This window comes from Ottowia pentelensis (assembly GCF_964341695.1).
This window is the reverse complement of record NZ_OZ224513.1, coordinates 1,411,715-1,435,094: the sequence shown is the minus strand read 5'-3', so window position 1 is coordinate 1,435,094 and position 23,380 is coordinate 1,411,715. Positions and strand designations below refer to the sequence as shown.

Annotated in this window: 21 protein-coding genes; 6 read left to right on the top strand and 15 right to left on the bottom strand. The window is 68.9% G+C overall.

All coding sequences use genetic code 11. The features are described from left to right. The 4 genes from ACWHMB_RS06930 to ACWHMB_RS06915 are packed head-to-tail and all read left to right on the top strand — an operon-like array spanning position 1 to position 3,245. Positions 1-963, top strand: coding sequence for a VOC family protein (locus tag ACWHMB_RS06930; protein ID WP_293226126.1), 963 nt, complete (start codon positions 1-3; stop codon positions 961-963). Further along, positions 960-1,793 carry an alpha/beta fold hydrolase gene (locus tag ACWHMB_RS06925; protein WP_293226128.1) on the top strand — a complete coding sequence of 278 codons (834 nt, stop codon included), beginning with the start codon at positions 960-962 and terminating at the stop codon, positions 1,791-1,793. The genes ACWHMB_RS06930 and ACWHMB_RS06925 overlap by 4 nt, the downstream gene beginning before the upstream one ends. Then, positions 1,790-2,230, top strand: coding sequence for a lipocalin-like domain-containing protein (locus ACWHMB_RS06920; protein ID WP_293226130.1), 441 nt, complete (start codon positions 1,790-1,792; stop codon positions 2,228-2,230). Before ACWHMB_RS06925 ends, ACWHMB_RS06920 begins: the two co-directional genes overlap by 4 nt. Before the next feature lie 46 nt (positions 2,231-2,276). Further along, positions 2,277-3,245: a Bug family tripartite tricarboxylate transporter substrate binding protein gene (locus ACWHMB_RS06915; RefSeq protein ID WP_293226132.1), complete on the top strand. Its 969-nt coding sequence runs from the start codon at positions 2,277-2,279 to the stop codon at positions 3,243-3,245. A 12-nt stretch (positions 3,246-3,257) separates the two neighbouring features. Here ACWHMB_RS06915 and lon read toward each other — a convergent pair whose 3' ends face one another. From lon to ACWHMB_RS06895, 4 genes are all read right to left on the bottom strand, one after another. Then, positions 3,258-5,579 (bottom strand): endopeptidase La, encoded by a 2,322-nt coding sequence (gene lon / locus ACWHMB_RS06910; RefSeq protein ID WP_377480816.1) that lies wholly within the window; start codon positions 5,577-5,579, stop codon positions 3,258-3,260. Between the two features lie 101 nt (positions 5,580-5,680). Then, on the bottom strand, positions 5,681-6,085 hold the full coding sequence (locus ACWHMB_RS06905; protein WP_293226134.1) for an Hsp20/alpha crystallin family protein: 405 nt from the start codon (positions 6,083-6,085) through the stop codon (positions 5,681-5,683). Between the two features lie 66 nt (positions 6,086-6,151). Further along, entirely contained in the window at positions 6,152-6,622 is a 471-nt protein-coding gene (locus ACWHMB_RS06900; protein ID WP_377480577.1) for a cyanophycin metabolism-associated DUF1854 family protein, read from the bottom strand. Next, entirely contained in the window at positions 6,619-8,910 is a 2,292-nt protein-coding gene (locus ACWHMB_RS06895; protein ID WP_377480580.1) for a cyanophycin metabolism-associated ABC transporter, read from the bottom strand. The genes ACWHMB_RS06900 and ACWHMB_RS06895 overlap by 4 nt, the downstream gene beginning before the upstream one ends. A gap of 224 nt (positions 8,911-9,134) precedes the next feature. Between ACWHMB_RS06895 and ACWHMB_RS06890 the strand changes: the two genes are divergently transcribed. Together ACWHMB_RS06890 and cphA are read left to right on the top strand one after the other, a co-directional pair. After that, positions 9,135-11,291: a cyanophycin synthetase gene (locus ACWHMB_RS06890; RefSeq protein ID WP_377480818.1), complete on the top strand. Its 2,157-nt coding sequence runs from the start codon at positions 9,135-9,137 to the stop codon at positions 11,289-11,291. A gap of 54 nt (positions 11,292-11,345) precedes the next feature. Next, on the top strand, positions 11,346-14,015 hold the full coding sequence (gene cphA / locus ACWHMB_RS06885; RefSeq protein WP_377480583.1) for a cyanophycin synthetase: 2,670 nt from the start codon (positions 11,346-11,348) through the stop codon (positions 14,013-14,015). Positions 14,016-14,070: 55 nt separating this feature from the next. Here cphA and ACWHMB_RS06880 read toward each other — a convergent pair whose 3' ends face one another. The 11 genes from ACWHMB_RS06880 to ACWHMB_RS06830 form a co-directional block, all read right to left on the bottom strand. After that, entirely contained in the window at positions 14,071-15,033 is a 963-nt protein-coding gene (locus tag ACWHMB_RS06880; RefSeq protein WP_293226145.1) for an NAD(P)H-dependent flavin oxidoreductase, read from the bottom strand. 94 nt (positions 15,034-15,127) lie between these two features. Beyond that, positions 15,128-16,945, bottom strand: a complete 1,818-nt coding sequence (locus ACWHMB_RS06875; RefSeq protein ID WP_377480586.1) for an acyl-CoA dehydrogenase — start codon at positions 16,943-16,945, stop codon at positions 15,128-15,130. A gap of 108 nt (positions 16,946-17,053) precedes the next feature. Next, positions 17,054-17,986 carry an electron transfer flavoprotein subunit alpha/FixB family protein gene (locus ACWHMB_RS06870; RefSeq protein ID WP_293226150.1) on the bottom strand — a complete coding sequence of 311 codons (933 nt, stop codon included), beginning with the start codon at positions 17,984-17,986 and terminating at the stop codon, positions 17,054-17,056. Between the two features lie 36 nt (positions 17,987-18,022). Next, positions 18,023-18,772 (bottom strand): electron transfer flavoprotein subunit beta/FixA family protein, encoded by a 750-nt coding sequence (locus ACWHMB_RS06865; RefSeq protein ID WP_293226153.1) that lies wholly within the window; start codon positions 18,770-18,772, stop codon positions 18,023-18,025. Positions 18,773-18,911: 139 nt separating this feature from the next. After that, positions 18,912-20,255, bottom strand: a complete 1,344-nt coding sequence (locus ACWHMB_RS06860; protein ID WP_293226155.1) for a mechanosensitive ion channel family protein — start codon at positions 20,253-20,255, stop codon at positions 18,912-18,914. Next, positions 20,237-21,046 (bottom strand): enoyl-CoA hydratase, encoded by an 810-nt coding sequence (locus tag ACWHMB_RS06855; RefSeq protein WP_447648484.1) that lies wholly within the window; start codon positions 21,044-21,046, stop codon positions 20,237-20,239. The genes ACWHMB_RS06860 and ACWHMB_RS06855 overlap by 19 nt, the downstream gene beginning before the upstream one ends. Before the next feature lie 208 nt (positions 21,047-21,254). Continuing rightward, on the bottom strand, positions 21,255-21,575 hold the full coding sequence (locus tag ACWHMB_RS06850; RefSeq protein ID WP_293226161.1) for a nucleotidyl transferase AbiEii/AbiGii toxin family protein: 321 nt from the start codon (positions 21,573-21,575) through the stop codon (positions 21,255-21,257). Positions 21,576-21,589: 14 nt separating this feature from the next. Then, positions 21,590-21,760 (bottom strand): nucleotidyl transferase AbiEii/AbiGii toxin family protein, encoded by a 171-nt coding sequence (locus ACWHMB_RS06845; RefSeq protein WP_293226183.1) that lies wholly within the window; start codon positions 21,758-21,760, stop codon positions 21,590-21,592. A gap of 5 nt (positions 21,761-21,765) precedes the next feature. Beyond that, positions 21,766-22,062, bottom strand: coding sequence for a hypothetical protein (locus tag ACWHMB_RS06840; protein ID WP_293226163.1), 297 nt, complete (start codon positions 22,060-22,062; stop codon positions 21,766-21,768). Next, positions 22,059-22,328: a DUF1272 domain-containing protein gene (locus tag ACWHMB_RS06835; protein ID WP_293226166.1), complete on the bottom strand. Its 270-nt coding sequence runs from the start codon at positions 22,326-22,328 to the stop codon at positions 22,059-22,061. The genes ACWHMB_RS06840 and ACWHMB_RS06835 overlap by 4 nt, the downstream gene beginning before the upstream one ends. 77 nt (positions 22,329-22,405) lie before the next feature. Beyond that, entirely contained in the window at positions 22,406-23,359 is a 954-nt protein-coding gene (locus ACWHMB_RS06830) for a histone deacetylase family protein (RefSeq protein ID WP_377480591.1), read from the bottom strand. Between the last annotated feature and the right edge of the window lie 21 nt (positions 23,360-23,380).

Below are 23,380 nucleotides of genomic sequence, written 5' to 3'. Positions count from 1 at the left end.
ATGATCCAGGCCCTGAGCTATGTGCTCGTTTCCACCCCCGCCATGACCGCCTGGCTGCAAATGGCCACCACCCTGGCGGGGCTGGAAGCCGAAGTGCTGCAGCCCGGTCGCACGGCCCGCCTGCGCATCGACGCCAAGTGCCAGCGTTTCGTCCTGCAGGCCTGCCACGGCGCGCCAACGCTGGGCATGGGCTACACGGTGCGAGACGGCGACGCGATGCAGGCGCTGGCGCGCCGCCTGGCGGACGCCGGCTTTGCCTGCACGCCTGCCACGGAGGACGAGCTGACCCTGCGCGGCGTTCAGGGCATGGTGCATTTCCGCGACCCCGACGGCTACCGCGTGGAGATCGCCCACGGCCTGCGCGACGGCGCCACGCCCTTCGCGCCGGGGCGGCCCATCGGCGGCTTTCGCACCCAGGCAGGTGGCGTCGACCTCGGCATGGGCCACACGGCGCTGCTGGCCGGCAACTTCGCGGCCATGCGGCGCCTGTACCACGAGGTGCTGGGCTTCGAACTGAGCGACCACGCCAGCCGCCCCTTCAAGGTGGACTTCTTCCACGTCAACCCGCGCCACCACACCATCGGCATCGCCGATACCGGCAGCGGGCCCGGCATCTATCACCTGATGATCGAATACAACTGCTGGGACGATGTGGGCCGCGCCTACGATCTGGCGCTGGAGCAGCCCGAGTCGATCGGCGTCTCGCTCGGGCGCCACGCCAACGACCACGTCACCTCGTTCTACCTGCGTACGCCCGACGGCTGGATGCTGGAGTTGGGCTGGGCCGGGCGCCTGATCGGCCCCGATTGGCAGGTCACCGAACTGCCGGGACTGAGCCTCTGGGGCCACGACCGCAGCTGGCTGCCCGCCGACAAGCGCGCCCAGGCGCGCCAGATGCTGCGCGACATCGCCGCCACCGGCCTGCGCGCACCCATCGCCCCAACCGAATGCGAGAACCCATGACCGACACCAGCCCCGAAATCGCCCGCAGCCTCACCCTGGGAGACTGCGCCGTCAACGTGCACGACGTGGGCCAGGGCGAGCCCATCCTGCTGATCCACGGCTCCGGGCCAGGCGTGACGGCCTGGGCCAACTGGCGCGGCGTGATCCCGGTGTTGGGCCAGCGTGCCCGCGTGGTCGCACCCGACATGCTCGGCTTCGGCTACACGCGCTGCCCGCCGGACCAGGTACTCGACCCAGCCGCCTGGGTGTGGCAACTGGTGGACCTGATGGACGCGCTCGACCTGCCCGCGGCGCACGTGGTCGGCAACTCCTTCGGCGGCGCGATCGCGCTGGCGCTGGCGCACCGACACCCCGAGCGCGTCAAGCGCCTGGTGCTGATGGGCGCCGTGGGCGTGTCGTTTCCGATCAGCGCAGGCCTCGACAAGGTCTGGGGCTACCAGCCCTCGCTCGGGGCCATGCGTGAGCTGATCGGCCTGTTCGCCTTCGACCAGAGCATCGTGACCGATGATCTGGTACGCATGCGGCACGCGGCCAGCACACGTGCCGACGTGCAGGAGCGCTTCGCGCGCCTGTTTCCGCCTCCACGCCAACGCGGCGTGGACATGCTGGCACTGCCCGAGGCGGCGCTGCGCACCATCGCGCACCGCACGCTGATCGTGCACGGGCGCGACGACCGGGTGATTCCGCTCGAGGTGTCCGAGCGCCTGCTGCGCCTGCTGCCGCACGCCGACCTGCACGTCTTTGGCGAATGCGGGCACTGGGTGCAGATCGAGAAGCTGCCCGGCTTTTTGCGCCTGGTGAGCGACTTCTTGCTGGAGTCCAAGGCATGACGCGCGACGACATCCTCGGCCGCTGGCTGATCGTCGACTGGCGCCAGGACTACGACGATGGTCGCGTCACCTACCCGTTGGGCCAGGGGCTGCGCGGCTTCATCGAGTATGGTGCGAACGGCATGTTCTGCGTCATCGAAAAACCCGACCGCCCTGCGCTGGCCGCCAGCCAGTGGACCGCCGGCGACGCCGACAAGGCGGCCGCCTACACCAGCTATTTCAGCTACGCCGGCGGCTGGGAGATCGAGCGCGTCGAAGGCGAGCAGGCCATCGTCGCGCATCAGGTGCAGCACAGCCTCTACCCCAACTGGGAAGGTGGCGTGCAGCGCCGCAGCGCGCGCCTGCAGGACGGGCTGTTGTACCTGAGCGCGCGCTTCGAGGAGGGCACGCGCGAGGCACGCAGCGCGCATCTCATCTGGCGCCGCGCGCCTGCATGATCGAATGCGCCATTTTTTTCACCACACGAAAGACGGAGACCTCCGCATGAAAGCACCCACCCTTGCCCTGGCCTGGCTGGCCGGCATCGCCACCCTGGGCACACCCGCGTTCGCGCAAACCTATCCCAGCAAGGCCATTCGCATCGTCGTGCCCTACCCGGCGGGCGGGGGCTCGGACTTCATGGCACGCACACTGGGTGCGCAAATGGCCACTGAACTGGGGCAGAACATCCTCGTGGACAACAAGCCGGGCGGCAACGGCGCCATTGCCGCGCAGGACGTGATCCGCAGCGGCCCCGACGGCTACACGCTGCTGAACTCGGACAACGGCCACCTGGTGTTCAACCCCGCGCTGTACAAGAACCTCACCTACAAGGTCGGCGACCTCACGCCCGTGACCACCGTGGGCACCGTGCCGATGATGCTCATCACCGGGCCGCAAAGCGAGTTCAAGGACATGCGCGACTTCATCGCCAAGGCCAAGGCCAACCCGGGCAAGTACAGCGTGGCCTCGGCCGGGCTGGGCAGCCCGCACCACCTGGCGCTGGAAATGCTCAAGCATCAGGCGGGCCTGTTCCTGGTGCACATACCCTACCGTGGCGCCGCGCCCTCGCTGGTCGACGTGGCCGGTGGCCAGGTGCCGCTGGCGATCAGCGACCTGGCCGCGGCGCGCAGCTTTGTCAAGGACGGCAAGGTCAAGGTGCTGGCGGTCGCCAGCAAAAAGCGCCTGCCGCAGATGCCCGACGTGCCCACGCTGGCCGAAATGGGCATCCCCGACGCCGAAGCCGCCGCCATCGTCGGTTTGGTCGCCCCCACCGGCACCTCGCCCGACGTGATCGCCAAACTGCAGCAAGCCGCCGCCAAGGCGTTCGCGGTGCCGGCGGTGCGCGAGAAATTCGTCAACTTCGGCATCGAGCCGGGCGGCATCCCCACCGCGGACTATGTGGCGCTGCTGCAGTCCGAGACGACGCGCTGGCACAAGCTGATCCGCGATCTGAAGATCACGCTGGATTAGCGAGGCCCCCGTTCAACCCGAGGCGGCTGCCCTCGGCGCGGCCTCGGCCGGCTCCAGGGCAGCGGCAATGGCGTCCTCCACGCGCTCCAGCCAGATGAACTGAAGGCGCTCGCGCACCTCGGCCGGAATGTCATCGTAGTCACGCCGGTTGCGCGCCGGCAGCATCACGCGCTTGAGCCCGGCCGCATCGGCGGCGATGATTTTTTCCTTGATGCCGCCCACCGGCAGCACCAGGCCGCGCAGACTGATCTCGCCCGTCATGGCGGTGTCGCTGCGCACCGCGCGATGCGTCAGCAGCGACACCAGCGCGGTGTACATGGCCACGCCGGCGCTGGGCCCGTCCTTGGGGGTGGCGCCGGCGGGCACGTGCACATGGATGTCGATCTTGCCCAGGCGTTCCTCGTCGATGCCCAGTTCCTTGGCGCGATGCTTGACGATGGAAAACGCCGCCTGCACGCTTTCGCGCATGACGTCGCCCAACTGCCCGGTCAGGATCAGCGAGCCCTTGCCGGGAAAGTTCGTGGCCTCGATGAACAGGATGTCGCCGCCCACCGGCGTCCAGGCCAGGCCGGTGGCCACGCCGGGCGTGCTGGTGCGCATGGCGGCCTCGTTCTCGAAGCGCGTGGGCCCCAGGATCGCGTCCAAGTCACCGGGACCCAGGCTCAGCGTAGTGGCCGAGACTTCGGCGATGCGCACGGCGGCATGGCGCAGCACGCGGCCGATCTCGCGCTCCAGGTTGCGCACGCCGGCCTCGCGCGTGTAGTCACGGATGATGCGGCGCAGCAGTTCATCCGACAATTCCACCTGCTCGGCCTTCAGGCCGTTGGCCTCGAGCTGGCGACGCACCAAGTAGCGGCGCGCGATCTCGAACTTCTCGTTCTCGGTGTAGCCCGCGAGCTGGATGATTTCCATGCGATCGCGCAAAGGCCCCGGAATGGTGTCGAGCATGTTGGCCGTGGTCAGGAACACCACCCGGCTCAGATCGAAGGGCACACCCAGGTAGTTGTCGCGGAAGGCCACGTTCTGCTCGGGGTCCAGCACCTCCAGCATGGCCGCCGAGGGGTCGCCCTGCACGCCGCGCCCCATCTTGTCGATCTCGTCGAGCATCATCACGCAGTCGCGCGCCTTGACCTTGCGCAGCGCCTGGATGATGTTGCCTGGCATGGCGCCGATGTAGGTGCGGCGATGGCCGCGAATCTCGGCCTCGTCGTGCACCCCGCCCAGGCTGACGTGGGAAAAGGGCCTCCCCATGGCCCGCGCGATCGACTGACCCAGCGAGGTCTTGCCCACGCCGGGCGGCCCGACGAAGCACAGGATGGGCGCCTTGCCATGTGGCGCCAGCTTGCGCACCGCCAGGAACTCGATGATGCGCTGCTTGATTTTGTCCAGGCCGAAGTGATCCTCGTCCAGAACCTCGCGTGCGTGGGCGATGTCGATCGGGCGCGCCTCGGGCTCGGCCCAAGGCAGATCGATCAGCCAATCCAGATAGGTGCGCACCATACCGGCTTCGGTGGCGCCCTCGGGCATGCGCTCGTAGCGGCGCAGTTCCTTGCGCGCCAGTTCGTCGACTTCGCCCGGCAGCTTGGCCGCCTCGATGGCCCGGGTCAGCTCGGCCACCTCCTGCGCGCGGCCCTCGCCTTCGCCCAGCTCACGCTGGATCGACGCCATCTGCTCGCGCAGGATGGCCTCGCGCTGGCGCTCGTCCAGCGAGGCCTTGGTGCGCTTGCCGATTTCCTGCGACAGGCGCATCACCTCGATGCGCTTGGCCAGGTAGCGCGCCACCTTGTCGATGCGGGCACCGATGTCGATCGTCTCCAGCACCTCCTGGCGCTCGTCACGGCTCAGCTCCAGGTAGGCCGCCACCAGGTCGGCCAGCGCGCCCGGTTCGGCGGTGGACTGCACGGCGGCGATCAGCGGCTGCGGCACTTGAGGCAGCAGTTGCAGCGCTTCCATGGCCTGCTGACGCAGGGCCAGCGTGCGCGCCTCGATCTCGGTGCCCTCCACTTTGGGCTCGTCCAGGGCCTGCACCCGCGCGGCGAGGATGGGCTTTTCGCGCACGAACTCGGTCACGCGAAAACGCTGCAGGCCCTGCACCACCAGGTGATGGCCGCCATCGGCTGCATTGATGTAGCGCAGGATGTTGGCAATGGTGCCGGTACGGTGCATGTCGACGGCGCCTGGCTCGTCCTTGTCGACGTCGCGCTGCATCAGGATGCCGATCGGCCGCTCCTGGCGCAGCGCCTGCTGGGCGGCCAGCACCGAGGCCTCGCGGCCGATGGCGACGGGAAACACCGTACCCGGAAAAAGCACGGTGTCACGCACGGCGACGATCATCAGCGCATCTTCGGGCAAGGCTGGGAACTCGGGGGCCAGCTGCACCGCGTCGGAGGGACTGGCCGCCGGCTCGTCCGGCGCCGGTGTTGCGCGGGCATCGCTCATGGCGCTTTCTCCAGGCTGATGACCAGGCAACCCTGCTCGCTACCCACGTGGATGGCCGAATATCGCCCGGGCGGCAGGGGCACGCGTCGCTCGAAACGCCCCTGCGGCAGTTCCAGCCGGTGAATCGCCGCCCGACCAAGCTGCGGCGGCAGCACGCGCCGCCCGCTCACCAGCAGCGCCGCGCCGTCGAGCTGCGCCTTGACGTCGCGCGCGTCGACGCCCGGCAGCGCGACGAAGATCAACACCTCGTGCTCGGTCTCCAGCACGTCCACCGGCGGCACCCAGCTGGGGGAGTGGGCCGCGCGCGGCTGAAACAGCTGGCTGTGCAGGCGCTCCATGCGGTCCAGCGCCGCCAGCGCATCGGACCACATCCAGTCGGGGGAATCGTCACGGTGTCTCATGGGGCTCAATCGTGCGTGTCGATCGGGCCATTGTGCGACAGTTCGCCGCGCGATGTACGGGCGGTGCTACAGGAAGCGATCGAGCAGCTTGCGGCTGGCACGATCCATGCTGGCCAGATCGCGGATCAGGTATTGCACGCCGTGCATGTCGTTGACGATGAGCAGGTCGGGGCCCAGGCGGCGAATGTCTTCCTCGCCCTTGAGCGTGAAGCGCGTGGGCCCGCGATCGGTGTCGACGTCCCAGATGCTGGGCGTGGCAAAACTGCTGACTGACCGCAGGCGCTTGAGCACCGGCATGAACTCGCGCTGCCGCAAGGCCTGCTCGATCAGCTCGCGTTGCGGCGCGGGGCAGTCGGCCAGGTGCTCGATCCAGGCCAGCTCGTGGCCATCGCCATCGAGCAGGCTGATGCCCTCGTCGGGCGCGGCGATGGGGAAGGCGCGCACGGCCACCACGCCGAGGTGCGCCTGCCCTTGGGCATCGGTCAGCACCAGGCGGCCGAAGGCATCGCGCTGCAGGGCCAGCGGGTTGCTGCTCATGTCCGGCTCTCCCGCGTCAGGTGGGCCGGCGCCAGCACGGCTTCGTCGACCACCAGCATGCGGTCGCGCTCGGCCTTTTCCTGCCGCGCCTGGGCCTCGTACAGGCGCCAGTAGGCACCGCGCTGGGCAATCAGCTGCTCGTGCGTGCCTTCCTCGACCTTGCGCCCCTTGTCCATCACCACCAGGCGATTGGCCTTGCGCAGCGTGGACAGGCGGTGGGCAATGGCGATGGTGGTGCGCCCGCGCACCAGGTTGTCCAGCGCCTTCTGGATCTCGCGCTCGGTCTCGGTGTCGACCGAGGCCGTGGCCTCGTCCAGGATCAGCACGCGCGGGTCGATCAGCAGCGCACGGGCGATGCTGATGCGCTGGCGCTCGCCGCCGGACAGGCCCTGGCCGCGCTCGCCCACCAGCGAGTCGTAGCCCTGCGGCAGGCGCAGGATGAATTCGTGCGCGTGCGCGGCGCGCGCGGCGGCGACGATCTCGGCGCGCGAGGCCTCGGGCTTGCCGTAGGCGATGTTCTCGGCAATGGTGCCGAAGAACAGGAAGGGCTCCTGCAGCACCAGGCCGATGTGGCGGCGCCAGTCGGCCAGCGCCACCTGGCGGATGTCGATGCCGTCGACGCGGATCGAGCCCTCGGCCACGTCGTAGAAGCGGCACATCAGGTTGACCAGGGTGCTCTTGCCCGAGCCGCTGTGCCCCACCAGGCCGATCATCTCCCCCGGCTCGATGCGCAGGTTCAGGTCGCGGATGGTGCTGCGGTTTCCATAGCGAAAGCTCACGCCATCCAGCTCGATGCGGCCCGCCACCTGCGGCAGGGGCACCGGGTGCGGCGCCTCGGGCACGCTGGAGACGTGGTCCAGGATCTCGAAGATGCGCTTGGTGCCCGAGGCCGCCTTCTGCGTCACCGAGACAATGCGGCTCATCGAGTCCAGCCGGGTGTAGAAGCGCCCGATGTAGGTGAGAAACGCCGTCAGCACGCCCACCGTGATGGCGTGGCGGCTGACCAGCCAGATGCCGTAGGCCCACACCACCAGCAGGCCGATCTCGGTCAGCAGGGTGACGGACGGCGAGAACAGCGACCACAGGCGGTTGAGCCGGTCGTTGACCGCCAGGTTGTGGCGGTTGGCCTCCCGAAAGCGCTGGGCCTCGCGGTCTTCCTGGGCAAAGGCCTTGACCACGCGGATGCCCGGAATGGTGTCGGACAGCACGTTGGTCACCTCGGCCCACACGCGGTCGATCTTCTCGAAGCCGGTGCGCAGGCGGTCGCGCACCTGGTGGATCATCCAGGCGATGAAGGGCAGCGGCACCAGCGTGACCAGGGCCAGCGACGGGTCGATGGAAAACAGGATCACCGCCGTCATCGCGATCATCAGCACGTCAGTGGCGAAATCCAGCAGGTGCAGCGACAGGAACACGTTGATGCGGTCGGTCTCCGAGCCGATGCGCGCCAGCAGGTCGCCCGTGCGCCGACCGCCGAAGTATTCCAGCGACAGCTTCAGCAGGTGCTCGTAGGTGGTGGTGCGCAGGTCGGCGCCGATGCGCTCGGACACCAGCGCCAGGATGTAGGTCTTGGCCCAGCCCAGGCCCCAGGCCAACAAAGCCGAGCCCAGCAGGCCGGACAGCAGCAGGGCCACGTAACGAGGATCGATTTGTTTGCCATCCTGAAACGGGATCAGCACGTCGTCCATCAGCGGGATGGTCAGGTACGGCGGCACCAGGGTAGCCGCCGTGCCGGCCAGCGTCAGCAAGAAGCCCGCCAGCAGTCGCCAGCGGTAGGGGTGGGCAAAACGCCACAGGCGCAGCAGGGTCCAGGTGGAGGGCGGCTTTTCATCGGCGCCCTCCTCCTCGTCGGCCTCGGGCTCGTCGGGCTCGTCCGCTGCCACCTGTCCCGGCGCGGCAGGGCCCGCGGTTTGCTCGGCCAGCGCCCGGTCGAACTCGGCCAGCAGACGCAGCGCCGCCGGGTTGTGGCCCAGGGTGAAGCGCCAGGTGGCCAGCAAGGCTTGGTCGTTGCGCAACTCCAACGTGCCGACACCGGCGTGGTCGAGGTGCGCCATGGCCATGCCGGGCGCCAGTTCCCAGCCCTGCCATTCCGTTGCATCCGGAAACTGGGCAACAAGCCGTTGATTCGTAAGTATTAGTCGACCCTGGGCGAAGTTCAGCCGGGCGTCGAGGTCAACGTCCAGGGCGGCCCGGACGTTTTCTGAGGGTCGCAGCGGCACCTCGTACGCTTCGGACGAAGAACTCGGGCCAACAGCCTGGGCGGACGCAGAGGTAAACGAAAGCGGCATGGGTTCAGGAGGCGGCGACTGGCATGCCAGCGCGGCAGGCCTCCTGGATAATCAAATCATCAAAACGAACGCACTCCACTATGAGGCGAATCGACCCTGACGAGCCCGGCTCGTCCAGCGGGGGCGGATTGTATCCCCGCCCCCTTCAGGCGCAGGCCGCCACCGCCGAGCCCAGCGCGGCCCCGCCGGCCCGTGCGCCCTTTGCCGACATCGTGATCCGGCGCATGACCTTCCTGGGTGGTCCCGGCATCTGGACCTACCGCCCGGTGATCGAGGCCGTGGTCGACATCGGCGCCCTCGAAGAGCATCCCTCCAACACCCTGCCCGGCTTCTACGAGCGCCTGACGGCCTGGCTGCCCGGCCTGATCGAGCATCGCTGCAGCGTCGGGCGGCGCGGCGGCTTTCTGATGCGCCTGCGCGACGGCACCTGGCCCGGCCACATCCTGGAGCACGTGGCGCTGGAACTGCAAACCCAGGCCGGCATGAAAACCGGCTTCGGCAAGGCGCGCATGACGGGCGAGCACGGCGTCTACAAGGTCGTGATTCGCACCCGCGAGGAAAGCGTCGGCAAGGCCGCCATCACGGCGGCGCGCGACCTGGTCATGGCCGCCATCAACGATCGGCCGTACGACGTGGCCGCCACCGTCGGGCGCCTGGCCGAGATGGTCGACCGCCTGTGCCTGGGCCCCAGCACGGCCAGCATCGTCGACGCGGCCGCCGAACGCGGCATCCCCTACATCCGCCTGAACGAGGGCAACCTGGTGCAACTGGGCCACGGCGCCGCGCAGCGCCGCATCTGGACGGCCGAGACCGACCGCACCAGCGCCATCGCCGAGGGCATCTCGCGCGACAAGGACCTGACCAAGCAGCTGCTGGCCGCCGCCGGCGTGCCGGTGCCCGAGGGCCAAGTGGTCGAATCGGCCGACGAGGCCTGGGAAGCGGCCCAGGACATCGGCCTGCCGGTGGTCGTCAAGCCCTCGGACGGCAACCACGCGCGCGGCGTTTCGCTCAACCTCAACACCGAAAGCGAAGTCGCCACGGCCTTTGCCGCCGCCGAAGCCGAGGGCTCCGAGGTGATCGTCGAACGCTGCATCCCCGGCCAGGAACACCGCGTGCTGGTGGTCGGCAACAAGGTGGTGGCCGCCATGCGCGGCGAGATCATCCACGTCAAGGGCGACGGGCGCTCCAGCATCGGCGCGCTGATCGACCTGCACGTCAACACCGACCCGCGCCGCGGCGAAGAAGAGCACCTGCCGCTGGAAACCCTGCGCCACGACGACGCCGTGCTGCAACTGCTGCTGCGGCGCCAGGGCCTGGGCATCGACAGCGTGTTGCCGGTGGGCCAGTCGGCCGTCGTGCAGCGCACCGGCAACATGTCGATCGACGTTACCGAGCAGGTGCACCCCGACGTGGCCGAGCTGGTGACGCTGGCCGCGCGCGTGGTGGGCCTGGACATCGCCGGCATCGACCTGGTGGCCGAGGACATCGGCCAGCCCCTGGGCCCGCAAGGCGGCGCCATCGTCGAAGTCAACGCCGGTCCCGGCCTGCTGATGCACCTCAAGCCCGCCGTGGGTCGTGCCCAGCCGGTGGGCGAGGCCATCGTCGAGCACCTGTTTCCGCCCGGCAGCAGCGGGCGCGTGCCCATCGTCGGCCTGATCGGCGACGGCCAGACCTCGCTGGCCGCGCGCCTGGTGGCCGCCTTCTTCCAGTTGCACGGCTGGCAGACGGCGCTGGCCTGCCGCGACGGCCTGTTCCTGGGCCGGCGGCAGCTGTCGCCGCACGGCTCCATCGGTTTCGAGCAGGGCGAAAGCATTTTGATCAACCGCACGGTGCAGGCCGTGGTGCTGGAGACCTCGCCGCGCCACATCCTGACCGAGGGCCTGCCCTATGACCGCTGCCAGGTCGGCGTGGTGCTGACCATGCCCGGCGCCCAGGGCCTGAGCGACCTGTACATCACCGAGGCCGACCAGATGCCGGGCATCCTGCGCACGCAGATCGACGTGGTGCTGCCCGACGGGGTGGCCGTGCTCAACGCCGACGACCCGGCCGTGCTGGCCCTGGCCGAATACTGCGACGGCGAGGTGATGCTGTTTTCCTGCGATCCGGCCAACCCCGCCGTGGCCGAGCACCGGGCCCGTCAGGGCCGGGCGGTACTGGCGCGCGGCACCGAGGTGGTGCTGCAGGGCCCCGCGGGCGAGGTGGCGCTGACCCATCTGTCGGCACCGGTGCAGTCGGCCCTGACGGCCGACGTCCCGCAGGACTTGCGCCCCCACGTGGTGGCGGCGGTGGCCGCGGCCTGGGCCGCCGGCGTGGCGCCCGAGCTCATCCGTGCCGGTTTGTTGCACTTTGATGAGCCGCGTGACACCGAAACGGTGCACTGAATCGCACACTCGTTCGTTTCTAGTCTCGGGACAACTCCCGGTCAGGACCCTCACATGGAAATCACCCGCATTCGCGCGCTGCGCGGCCCCAACCTGTGGAGCCGCCAGACGGCGATCGAGGCCGTCGTCACCTGCGACGAGTCCCAACGCGACCTGCGCTCCAACCCCGCGTTCGAGTTGCGCCTGCGTGAGCTGTTTCCCGCTGTCGGCGCGCTGGTGGGCGACCGGCCCGAGGGCCCGGTGTCCATGGCGCACGCGCTCGAGCGCTGCGCCCTGAGCCTGCAGGCGCAGGCCGGCTGCCCCGTCACGTTCAGTCGCACCACCCCGACCGAGATTCCCGGCACCTACCAGGTCGCCGTGCAGTACACCGAAGAGGCCGTGGGGCGCCTGGCCTTCAGCCATGCCGAGGCCCTGTGCCGCGCCGCCGCCGAGGGCGGCAGCTTCGACAGCGCCGCCGCGCTGGCCGAATTGCACGAACTGGACGAGGACGAGCGCCTGGGCCCCTCCACCGGCGCCATCGCGCACGCCGCCCAGTTGCGTGGCATTCCCATCCGGCGCCTGACGCGCGGCAGCCTGGTGCAGTTCGGCTGGGGCAGCCGGCAGCGGCGCATCCAGGCCGCCGAGGAAGACAGCACCAGCGCCATCGCCGAGACCATCGCGCAGGACAAGGACCTGACCAAGAAGCTGCTGCACTCCGCCGGCGTGCCGGTGCCGCGCGGCCGCCCCGTGGGCGACGTGGCCGACGCCTGGGCCGCCGCGCTCGACGTGGGCCTGCCGGTGGTCGTCAAGCCGCAGGACGGCAACCAGGGCAAGGGCGTCACGGTCGGCATCAGCGAACGCGAGCACTTCGAGATGGCCTATCGCACCGCCGCCGAGTACGGCCCGGTGCTGGTCGAGAAATTCCTGCCCGGCCAGGACTACCGCCTGCTGGTGGTGGGCAACAAGCTGGTGGCCGCCGCCCGCCGCGAGCCGCCCCAGGTCATCGGCGACGGCCAGCACACCGTGCGCGAGCTGGTGGCCGAGGTCAACCTCGACCCCCGCCGCGGCGACGGCCACGGCACCTCGCTCACCAAGATCCGCATCGACGCCATTGCCGAGGCGCGCCTGGCGGCGCAGGGCCTGACCGCCGACTCGGTGCCCGTCAGCGGGCAGCGCGTGGTGCTGCGCAACAACGCCAACCTGTCCACCGGCGGCAGCGCCACCGACGTCACCGACAGCGTGCACCCCGAGGTGGCCGCGCGCGCCGTCGAGGCGGCGCAAATGGTGGGCCTGGACATCTGCGGCGTCGACGTCGTGTGCGAAAGCGTGCTGCAGCCGCTGGAGGCACAAAGCGGCGGCATCGTCGAGGTCAACGCCGCCCCCGGCCTGCGCATGCACATCAGCCCCTCGTACGGCACCGGCCGCGATGTCGGCCAGGCGGTGATCGACCACATGTACCCCAACGGCGGCAACGGTCGCATCCCGGTCATTGCCGTCACCGGCACCAACGGCAAGACCACCACCGTGCGGCTGGCCGCGCACCTGCTGCGCACGCAGGGCCTGCGCGTGGGCATGACCAACACCGACGGCGTGTACGTGGGCGGCCGCCAGATCGACTCGGGCGACTGCTCGGGCCCGCGCAGCGCGCGCAACGTGCTGGCCCACCCCGACGTCGACGCCGCGGTGCTGGAAACCGCGCGCGGCGGCATGCTGCGCGAAGGCCTGGGCTTCGATCAATGCGATGTGGCCGTGGTCACCAACGTGGGCGCCGGCGACCACCTGGGCCTGAACTACATCACCACGCTGGAAGACCTGAAGGTGCTCAAGCGCGTCATCGTGCTCAACGTGGCGCCCACCGGCATGGCCGTGCTCAACGCCACCGACCCCTCGGTGGTGTCGATGGCGCCGCACTGCCCCGGCCGCGTGACCTTCTTCGCGCAGGACGGCCAGCACCCCGTGGTGGCCACGCACCGCGCCCAGGGCAAGCGCGTGGTGTTCGTCGAGCAGGGCGACATCGTGTGCGCCGAGGGCGCGTTTGAAAAACGCCTGCCGCTGGCGCGCGTGCCGATCACGCGCAAGGGCCAGATCGGCTTTCAGGTCGAGAACGTCATGGCCTCGGTGGGCGCCGCCTGGGCCGTGAACGTGCCCTGGGACGCCATCCAGAAGGGCCTGGCCACCTTCATCAGCGACCAGCAGGGCGTGCCCGGCCGCTTCAACGTGTTCGACTATCGCGGCGCCACCGTGATCGCCGACTACGGCCACAACCCGGACGCCATCGCCGCCCTGGTGGCCGGTGTCAACAACATGCCGGCGCAGCGGCGCTCGGTGGTCATCAGCGGCGCCGGCGACCGGCGCGACGAAGACATCCGCGAGCAGACCCGCATCCTGGGCACCGCCTTCGACTCCGTCATCCTCTACCAGGACGCCTGCCAGCGCGGCCGTGCCGACGGCGAGGTGCTGGCCCTGCTGCGCCAGGGGCTGGAAGGCGCCACGCGCGCCCGCCAGGTGGAAGAAATCCACGGCGAGTTTGTCGCCATCGACCGCGCGATGGACCAGCTCCAGACGGGCGACCTGTGCCTGATCCTGATCGACCAGGTGCAAGAAGCGCTGGCCCACATCCAGCAGCGCGTGGCAGCGCAGCGCCCAGCCCCCGCGGCCAAGCCCGCCGCCGGCAAGAAAAGCCGCAAGGGCCAAGTCGCCACGGCGCCCGCGCCGCTGGCCGCGCTGACCCAGCACCTGGCCTGATGCGACGCGGCCGCGCGGCCGCTCCGCCACCCGATCCGGATCGGGCGCCGCCGAGTCAGGCCCGCGCCAGCAGGCGCCGGCGCGCCGCCTCGTACTCGGCGCGCAGGCGGCCGATCAGTGCCGCCGCCGGCTCGATGGCCTTGACGGCGCCGATGCCCTGGCCGCTGCCCCAGATGTCCTTCCAGGCCTTGGCGGCGGCGCCACCGCCGAAGTTCATCGTGCTGGGGTCGCTCACCGGCAGGTTTTCCGGGTCCAGCCCGGCGGCGCGGATGGAGGGCGCCAGATAGTTGCCGTGCACGCCGGTGAACAGGTTGCTGTAGACGATGTCGTCCGAGGTGCCGGCCACGATGGCCTGCTTGTAGCTCTCGACCGCGCGCGCCTCCTCGGTGGCGATGAAGGCGGTGCCGATGTAGGCGAAGTCCGCGCCCATGGCCTGCGCCGCCAGGATGGCGCCGCCGTTGGCGATGGCGCCCGACAGCGCGATGGGTCCGTCGAACCATTCGCGGATTTCCTGCACCAGCGCAAACGGGCTCCTGGTGCCGGCGTGGCCGCCCGCGCCCGCCGCCACGGCGATCAGGCCGTCGGCGCCCTTCTCCACCGCCTTGCGCGCAAAGCGGTTGTTGATGATGTCGTGCAGCACCACGCCACCCCAGCCGTGCACGGCCGCATTCACGTCCTCGCGCGCACCCAGGCTGGTGATGACGACCGGCACCTTGTACTTGGCGCACACCGCCATGTCGTGCTCCAGCCGGTCGTTGCTCTTGTGCACGATCTGGTTGATGGCATAGGGCGCGGCGGGCTGCTCGGGGTGGGTCTTGTCCCAAGCCGCCAGCGCCTCTGTGATCTCGGCCAGCCATTCGTCCAGCTGCTCGGCCGGCCGGGCGTTGAGCGCCGGCATGGCGCCGATGACACCCGCCGTGCATTGCGCAATGACCAGCTTGGGGTTGCTGATGATGAACAGCGGCGAGCCGATGACCGGGAAGGTCTGCCTTTGCAGCACGGGCGGGAGTTGGGACATGGTGAACAGCAAAATATGGGTCAAATATGCCTCTGGCGCCCATCCAGTGCGCGCCAGCAGCTATCGTTATCGAAGCAAACGATCCAGCGAGCGATCAAAAGGCATCCGGTGCCAGCGCCAGGGCGCTGCCCGCGCCATCGACGATGGCATCGCGCAGCGCCAGGGTGCGCGGCAGGATGTGCTCGGCGTAGAAGCGCGCGGTGACGATCTTGGCCTGCATGAAGGCGGCGTCCTTGCCTTGGGCCAATTGTTCTTCGGCCGCCAGCAGGGCGCGGCCCAGTTGCCAGCCGGCCACCAGGTTGCCCGCCAGCATCAGGTAGGGCACGCTGCCGGCATAAGCCGCGTTGGGGTGCGCCTTGGCGTTGGCGTCGATGCAGTCCACCGCATCGCCAAAGGCGCGGCGCGCGGCATGCAGGTGACGGGCCACGGCCTTGGCGTCGGCACTGCCGCCGGCCAGGCGCTTTTCGGTCAGCTCGACCTGCTCGGCCACGCCCTTGGCCACGCGCCCGCCGTCGCGCGCGGTCTTGCGCCCGACCAGGTCGTTGGCCTGGATGGCGGTGGTACCTTCGTAGATCGGCAGGATGCGGGCGTCGCGGTAGTACTGCGCCGCGCCCGTTTCCTCGATGAAGCCCATGCCGCCGTGCACCTGCACGCCCAGGCTGGTCGCTTCCACGCTCATCTCGGTGCCGTAGCCCTTGACCAGCGGCACCAGGAATTCATAGAAGGCCTGGTTTTGCTGGCGCACGCGCGGATCGGGGTCGTGGTGCGCGGCATCGTAGGCAGCGGCCGCCGCACTGGCCGTGGCGCGGCAGCCCTCGGTCAGCGCGCGCATGGTCATCAGCATGCGGCGCACGTCGGGGTGATGAATGATGGTGGCGGCGCCCTTGGTGCTGCCATCCACCGGGCGGCTCTGCACGCGCTCCTTCGCGTAGGCCACCGCCTTCTGATAGGCGCGCTCGGCCACCGCGATGCCTTGCACGCCGACGCCGTAGCGCGCGGCGTTCATCATGATGAACATGTATTCGAGGCCGCGGTTCTCCTCGCCCACCAGGTAGCCCACGGCGCCGGGCCCGGCGCCGTTCTTGCACATCGCCGCCGTGCCATCACCGTACTGCAGCACCGCCGTCGGGCTGGCCTTGATGCCCAGCTTGTGCTCGATGCTGACGCAGTAGACGTCGTTGCGCTCACCCAGGCTGCCGTCACCCTTCACCATGAACTTGGGCACCACGAACAGGCTGATGCCCTTGACCCCCTCGGGCGCGCCCTGCACGCGGGCCAGCACCAGGTGCACGATGTTCTCGGCCATGTCGTGCTCGCCGTAGGTGATGAAGATCTTGGTGCCGAAGATCTTGTAGGTGCCGTCGGCCTGCGGCTCGGCGCGCGTGCGCACCGCCGCCAGGTCGCTGCCCGCCTGCGGCTCGGTCAGGTTCATGGTGCCGGTCCATTGGCCGGACACCAGCTTTTCGAGGTAGGTGGCCTTGAGCTGGTCGCTGCCGGCGGTCAGCAGGGCCTCGATGGCGCCGTCGGTCAGCAGCGGGCACAGCGCGAACGACAGGTTGGCCGAGTTGAGCATCTCCACGCAGGCCGCGGCGATGGTCTTGGGCAGGCCCTGGCCGCCCTCTTCCGCCGGGTGCTGCAGGCCCTGCCAGCCGCCTTCGGCATACTGCCGGTACGCCTCCTTGAAGCCCTGGCTGGTGGTCACGCTGGTGCCCGAATGGCGGGACGGCGCCTTGTCGGCCTCGAAGTTCAGCGGCGCCACCACCTGCTCGTTGAAGCGCGCGCATTCCTGCAGCACGGCCTGCGCCGTCTCCAGGCCGGCGTCCTCGAAACCGGGCAGCTTGGCGATTTCATCGATGCGGGCGAGATGCTCGATGTTGAACAGGAAATCCTTGACGGGGGCGGTGTAGCTCATGGCCATCTCCTCGAATGTCGAAGCTTGCGCGCGCGGGCGCGGCAAAAAACAAAAGGGGCACCGCGCGCGATGCCCCGGGAAGCTCAGTGCTTCATGCGTGCAGAAGCGTCACAGCGCCTTGACCAGTTCCGGCACCGCCACGAACAGGTCGGCCACCAGCCCGTAGTCGGCCACGCTGAAGATCGGCGCCTCCTCGTCCTTGTTGATGGCGACGATGACCTTGCTGTCCTTCATGCCGGCCAGGTGCTGGATGGCGCCCGAGATGCCGCAGGCCACATACAGCTGCGGCGCGACGATCTTGCCGGTCTGGCCGACCTGCAGGTCGTTGGCGGCGTAGCCCGCGTCCACCGCGGCGCGGCTGGCACCGATGGCGGCGCCCAGCTTGTCGGCCAGCGGGGTCATGACTTCGTCGAACTTTTCCTTGCTGCCCAAGGCGCGGCCACCCGAGACGATGATCTTGGCGGCCGTCAGCTCGGGCCGGTCGCTCTTGGCCAGCTCGGCGCCGACAAAGCTCGACTTGCCGCTGTCGGCCACCGCGGCCACGGTCTCGACGGCGGCGCTGCCGCCCGTCGCGGCGGCGGCGTCGAAGCCGGTGCTGCGCACGGTGATCACCTTGGTGGCGTCCTGCGACTGCACGGTGGCAATGGCGTTGCCGGCGTAGATCGGGCGCTCGAAGGTGTCGGGACTGTCGACCTGGGTGATGTCGCTGATCTGCGCCACGTCCAGCTTGGCGGCCACGCGCGGGGCCACGTTCTTGCCGGCGGCGGTGGCCGGAAACAGGATGTGGCTGTAGTTGCCGGCCAGCGCCAGCACCTGGGCGGCGACGTTCTCGGCCAGCCCATGGGCCAGGCCTTCGGCGTCGGCGTGCAGCACCTTGGCCACGCCGGCGATCTGCGCGGCGGCCTGGGCGGCGGCGCCGGCGTTGTGGCCGGCCACCAGCACGTGGACGTCGCCGCCGCAGGCCTTGGCCGCGGTGACGGTGTTGAGGGTGGCGCCCTTGATGGCGGCGTTGTCGTGTTCGGCAATGACGAGTGCGGTCATGAAATCTGGTCCTCGGTATGGGTTCGATGTCGGCGCTTAGATGACTTTCGCCTCGTTCTTGAGCTTGTCCACCAGCGTGGCCACGTCGGGCACCTTGATGCCGGCACCGCGCTTGGGCGGCTCGGACACCTTCAGGGTCTTCAGGCGCGGCTTGACGTCGACGCCCAGGTCCTCGGGCTTGACGGTGTCCAGCGGCTTTTTCTTGGCCTTCATGATGTTGGGCAGCGTGACATAGCGCGGCTCGTTCAGGCGCAGGTCGGTGGTCACCACCGCGGGCAGGCTGATGGCGATGGTCTCCAGGCCGCCGTCGACCTCGCGCGTGACCTTGGCCTTGTCGCCCTCGATCTCGACCTTGCTGGCGAAGGTGGCCTGCGGCAGGTCGGCCAGCGCGGCCAGCATCTGGCCGGTCTGGTTGGCGTCGTCGTCGATGGCCTGCTTGCCCAGGATCACCAGACCCGCCTGCTCCTTGTCGAGCAGGGCCTTGAGCAGCTTGGCCACGGCCAGCGGCTGCAGCTCCTCGGCGGTCTCGACCAGGATGGCGCGGTCGGCGCCGATGGCCATGGCGGTGCGCAGCGTTTCCTGGCACTGCGCCACGCCGCAGGAGACGGCGACGATCTCGCTGACGGCGCCCTTTTCCTTCAGGCGCACGGCCTCTTCGACGGCGATCTCGTCGAAGGGGTTCATGCTCATCTTGACGTTGGCAATGTCCACCCCGGTGCCGTCGCCCTTGACGCGCACCTTGACGTTGTAGTCCACCACGCGCTTGACCGCGACGAGTGCTTTCATCTGGAATCTCCTGTTGAAGAATGGCAAAAATCGGGCCGCCGCGCCGGCCAGCCGGCGGCGGGAATCACGAAGCATTTTAGTGGAGCGCCCGCCCCGCGCCTGTCGCCCATGGGTACCAATGAACGATCGTTCTTTTTGTTCACGCCGGCGCGGCCGGCGCCGGGCCCGGCGCCACGGCCTGGTGCACCACCCGCTGCGGGAAGGGAATGTCGATGCCGTTGGCGCGCAGCGCCTGCAGGATGGCCAGGTTGACCTCCGAGCGCAGGCCCAGGCTGCCCGACTCGGGCTCGTTCATCCAGTAGCCGACGGTGAACTCCAGCGAATCCGCGCCGAAGGCCGACAGGCCCACGAAGGGCGGCGGCTCGCGCAGCACGCGCTGGCTGGACAGCGCCGCCTCGCGCAGCAGACGCTGCACCCGATCGACGTCGCAGCCGTACTCGACGCCGACCACCGTGGACTGCCACACGCGCCGGTCGGCCAGCGACAGGTTCTCGACGCGCTGCGTCACCATCGTCTCGTTGGGCACCACCGACTCGCTGCCGGACCCGTTGCGAATCACCGTGTAGCGCGCGCGAATGTCGGTGATGCGTCCCTCGAAGCCATCGACGCGCACCTGGTCGCCGATGCGCAGCGCACGCTCGGCCAGCACCACGAAGCCCGACACGTAGTTGGCCGCCAGCTTTTGCAGCCCCAGGCCGATGCCCACGCCGATGGCGCCGCCCAGCACCGACAGCGTGGTCACGTCGATGCCGACGGCCGACAGGGCCAGCAGCACGGCTACCGAGACCAGCACCGCACGCAAGGCGTTGGCGATCATCTTGCGCAACGACAGCTCGCTGCCGTGGGCCGAGCGCAGCAGGCGCGCCTCCAGCGCCGACGACAGCCACAAGGCCAGCAGCAGGGCGATGCCGACGTTGATCACCCCTTCGATCAGCTTGCGCAGCGTGAGCGTGGCGCTGCCCACTTTCCAGCTGATGTCGCTGGCCTCCTGCAGCACCACCGGCAGCAGGCCGATCACCCACAGCACCCACACGGCCCACACCAGCCAGGAAATGCTGCGCTCCAGCACGCGCACCCCGCGCGCATCGGGAAACGCCGCCTGCAGCACCTTGACCCCGATGCGAATCACCGCCAGCGCCAGCAGCATCGGCAGCGCCAGGCGCATCAGCGGCGCATGGTCGTCCCAGCGCAGCCAGACCAGGCGCGCGCACCAGGCCAGGCCCAGCCACAGCAGCGGAAACAGCACGCCGTCGACTCCGCGCTGGCCCAGCACGATGCCGGGCTGACCACCCGCGCCGACCCACTTGCGCTGCAGCCGCGCCGTCAACCCCCAGGCCAACAGGCCGGTGACCACGATGGCCGCGAACTCGCCCAGGGCCAGCGGGCGGGTGACCGCCGCCCACCAGGCGCCCCAGTCGTCGATGCGCAGGCTGCGCTGGGTGTCCCAGCCGGCCAGCCAGGACGTCACCCCGCCTTGCGCCACGCGGGCTCCCGCTTGTCGATGAAGGCCTGCACGCCCTCCTGCGCCACGTCGTACATCATGTTGCAGGCCATGCTCTGGTTGGCCAGCTGGTAGGCCGCCTCGATGCCCAGCTCGCGCTGCCGGTAGAACAGCTCCTTGCCGATGGCGATCGCCGCGCGCGGCTTGGACAGGATGGCCTGCACCATGTCCTCGACGGCGGCGTCCAGCTGCTCGGGCACCACCACGCGGTTGATCAGGCCGCGCGCGCGCGCCTCGGCCGCGGTGATGAAACCGCCCGTCAGCAGCATCTCCATCGCCTGCTTGGGCTGCATGTTGCGCACCAGGGGCACGCTGGGCGTGCCGCAAAACAGGCCCACGTCGATGCCGTTGACGCCAAAGCGCACGCCCTCGGCGGCCACCGCCAGGTCGCACTGCGCCACCAGTTGGCAGCCCGCGGCGGCGGCCACGCCCTGCACGCGCGCGATCACCGGGATCGGCAGCTTCAGCAGCGACACCATCATCCGGCTGCACTGGCCGAACAGCTGCTGGTAGTAGTCCAGCCGCGGGTTGGCCTTCATCTGCTTCAGGTCATGCCCGGCGCAAAAGGCCCGGCCTTCGGCGGCGATCACCAGCACGCGCGCCGACGGGTTGGCGGCGATGCGGTCGAGCCGGTGCTGCAACTCGGTCAGCACCGCCTCGCTGAGCACGTTGAAGGCCTTGGGCTGGTTGAGCGTGAGCACGTGCACGCCGCGGGCGTCGGCGCTGTGCAGCACCAGGGCGTCAGAAGATGGGATGGGATCGGATGCAGTCATGGCAGATTCACCTCGTCAGGCAGGCGCTTGCGTTGGCCCAGGAAAACTATCAATTCAATAGCTGCTTGCGCTTTTTTGTCAAGCGCCAAGGGCCATTTTCATTCAAAAATCATGCGCGTGACGCCGACGTCACGCCAGCATTGCCACGGACCCCAATGGCGGCTCGCTGCAAAGTCATGGCGTCACGCCCGATTGCCCATGATGGCCCTCACGCGAACCCGCTCAGCGAGGTCGAAAGCCGCGCGACCACCGGGAGGTCGCGTACGGCTGTCACGGCATCCACGAGGGTCGATTTCTCGGCTGCAGTCAACGTGTTCAAGTCGCCGTCGTCAAAGTAGACCAGCGCCTTCAGGCTTTCGCTGGGCTGAAAATTCGACCCGAACAAGACCCGCGCAGAAGCCATTCCGCGCGACAGACTCACTCCGGCCTTGACCATCGCCGCGACATCGCGGTAGTCCTTGGCCTCCGCGCGCTGGAGAACAACTTTGAGCTTGGTCGCCAGCAAGTCATCAAGAGCCGCCACCTGCATGACACCATCGTCGGTCAGAGCGGATGCTCGGAGAAGAAATCGAAATCCACCGATTCGCGATGCCCCAGGCGCAACGCAATCGCGGTGCCGCCGTACAGCACAAACCCCAGACCCCGGACCTTGCTTAGCTGAGGCCACAGGCGCTGCTGCGCCCGGGGCAAGACGTCCAGGCGCGGCTTGAGCATGCCCGTCACGCAAACCTCCGCACCGGCATCACGGGAACGTGATCCACACTGGACAGGCCCAAGCGGTAATGCCAGTACGCCCACGAGCGCTCGTTGAACTGCCCAGCCTGTGCGTGCACCAGGACGTCGCGAAGCACCTCATCGCCGACTCGGGAGGCCAACAACTGAACATCCGCGTAATCGCCGATATTCATGACCTGGGCGATCACCCGCTCAGGCATCGATACAGCTTCCTCCGGCGTTTTCCACCAGATGTACTTGCTGGCAAAGGGTATCAACCCATCCCGCTCGAGCTGGATCATGTTGGAACCTCTACAACGTGAATCGCCGTGCCACAACCGCCCTCCTTGACCACCCGTTCGGTGGAAGGCGGAAACTTCTCCAACTTCTCAATGGGGCGGCGCGGGCGCGGTAGCAATTCGCCACCACAGTTCGGACACGTTCCGCCAAGGACATGCTCGACGCACGCCATGCAGAACGTGCATTCGAACGAACAGATACGAGCGTCTTCTGAGTCCGGTCGCAATTCAGCAGCACAACACTCGCAACACGGCCTCATTTGCAACATGACCTCTCCTTCGGAAATCAGTGTTTATCGACAGGAAAAATTGAGGGCAAACCAGCATTTACCCCGGTCGCGACACTTCACACATCCGCCAGCACCCGCACATGCGCCTCCACGCTGCGTGCCAGCGCGTGCAGGTTGTAGCCGCCCTCCAGGCAGCTGACGATGCGGCCCTGGGCAAAGCGCTGGGCGATGCCCTTCACGCGCTGGGTGATCCAGGTGTAGTCGCTCTCGGTCAGGCCCAGCTGGCCCATGTCGTCGTCGCGGTGGGCGTCGAAGCCGGCGCTGATCAGGATCAGCTCGGGCTTGTGCTGCTCCAGGCGCGATATCCACATCATCTCGATCAGCTCGCGGATGTCCATGCCGCGGGTGTAGGCCGGCACCGGGCAGTTGACCAGGTTGGCATCGTGAAAGCGCGCGCCGCCGGGCGGGTAGAACGGGTCCTGGTAAAAGCTCACCATCAGGATCCGCTCGTCGCCGTGCACGATGTCCTCGGTGCCGTTGCCGTGGTGCACGTCGAAGTCGACGATGGCCACGCGCTTGAGGCCGTGGCGCTCGCAGGCGTATTTGGCGGCAATGGCGACGTTGCTGAAAAAGCAGAAGCCCATGGCCTGGTCGCGCGTGGCGTGGTGGCCGGGCGGGCGGGTGGCGCAAAAGGCGTTTTCCAGCTCGCCGCGCAGCACGGCGTCCACCGCGTCGATGGCGGCGCCGGCCGACAGCAGCGCGGCGCGCCAGGTGTGGGTGTTCATCAAGGTGTCGGGGTCGATCGAGAACGCGTCGGGCCCGCCGGCGGCCACCTCCTCGGCCAGCATGTCGCTCAGGCCGCGCAGCGCGGCCACGTGGCGCCGGCCGTGCGCCAGCAGCAGCTCGCCCATGGTGGCGGGGGCCGGCTCGCGGCGCTCCAGCACGTCGGCCACGCCGGTGATGAGCAGGCGGTCCTCGATGGCGTCGATGCGTGCCGGGCACTCAGGGTGGCCCGCGCCCATGTCATGCAGACGGCAGTCCGGATGCACGAAATAGCCGGTACGTCCCAATTTCCATCTCCTCGGTGCCCA

Excerpts from the sequence above, each read along its gene's own strand:
- ACWHMB_RS06875 (WP_377480586.1), bottom strand. The coding sequence starts at position 16,945 with ATGAGCTACACCGCCCCCGTCAAGGATTTCCTGTTCAACATCGAGCAT.
- cphA (WP_377480583.1), top strand. The coding sequence starts at position 11,346 with ATGGAAATCACCCGCATTCGCGCGCTGCGCGGCCCCAACCTGTGGAGC.
- ACWHMB_RS06850 (WP_293226161.1), bottom strand. The coding sequence starts at position 21,575 with ATGCAGGTGGCGGCTCTTGATGACTTGCTGGCGACCAAGCTCAAAGTT.
- ACWHMB_RS06840 (WP_293226163.1), bottom strand. The coding sequence starts at position 22,062 with ATGATCCAGCTCGAGCGGGATGGGTTGATACCCTTTGCCAGCAAGTAC.
- ACWHMB_RS06865 (WP_293226153.1), bottom strand. The coding sequence starts at position 18,772 with ATGAAAGCACTCGTCGCGGTCAAGCGCGTGGTGGACTACAACGTCAAG.
- ACWHMB_RS06855 (WP_447648484.1), bottom strand. The coding sequence starts at position 21,046 with ATGACTGCATCCGATCCCATCCCATCTTCTGACGCCCTGGTGCTGCAC.
- ACWHMB_RS06880 (WP_293226145.1), bottom strand. The coding sequence starts at position 15,033 with ATGTCCCAACTCCCGCCCGTGCTGCAAAGGCAGACCTTCCCGGTCATC.
- ACWHMB_RS06920 (WP_293226130.1), top strand. The coding sequence starts at position 1,790 with ATGACGCGCGACGACATCCTCGGCCGCTGGCTGATCGTCGACTGGCGC.
- ACWHMB_RS06890 (WP_377480818.1), top strand. The coding sequence starts at position 9,135 with ATGACCTTCCTGGGTGGTCCCGGCATCTGGACCTACCGCCCGGTGATC.
- ACWHMB_RS06925 (WP_293226128.1), top strand. The coding sequence starts at position 960 with ATGACCGACACCAGCCCCGAAATCGCCCGCAGCCTCACCCTGGGAGAC.
- ACWHMB_RS06905 (WP_293226134.1), bottom strand. The coding sequence starts at position 6,085 with ATGAGACACCGTGACGATTCCCCCGACTGGATGTGGTCCGATGCGCTG.
- lon (WP_377480816.1), bottom strand. The coding sequence starts at position 5,579 with ATGATCGTCGCCGTGCGTGACACCGTGCTTTTTCCGGGTACGGTGTTT.
- ACWHMB_RS06900 (WP_377480577.1), bottom strand. The coding sequence starts at position 6,622 with ATGAGCAGCAACCCGCTGGCCCTGCAGCGCGATGCCTTCGGCCGCCTG.
- ACWHMB_RS06845 (WP_293226183.1), bottom strand. The coding sequence starts at position 21,760 with ATGCTCAAGCCGCGCCTGGACGTCTTGCCCCGGGCGCAGCAGCGCCTG.
- ACWHMB_RS06870 (WP_293226150.1), bottom strand. The coding sequence starts at position 17,986 with ATGACCGCACTCGTCATTGCCGAACACGACAACGCCGCCATCAAGGGC.
- ACWHMB_RS06835 (WP_293226166.1), bottom strand. The coding sequence starts at position 22,328 with ATGTTGCAAATGAGGCCGTGTTGCGAGTGTTGTGCTGCTGAATTGCGA.
- ACWHMB_RS06895 (WP_377480580.1), bottom strand. The coding sequence starts at position 8,910 with ATGCCGCTTTCGTTTACCTCTGCGTCCGCCCAGGCTGTTGGCCCGAGT.
- ACWHMB_RS06930 (WP_293226126.1), top strand. The coding sequence starts at position 1 with ATGATCCAGGCCCTGAGCTATGTGCTCGTTTCCACCCCCGCCATGACC.
- ACWHMB_RS06915 (WP_293226132.1), top strand. The coding sequence starts at position 2,277 with ATGAAAGCACCCACCCTTGCCCTGGCCTGGCTGGCCGGCATCGCCACC.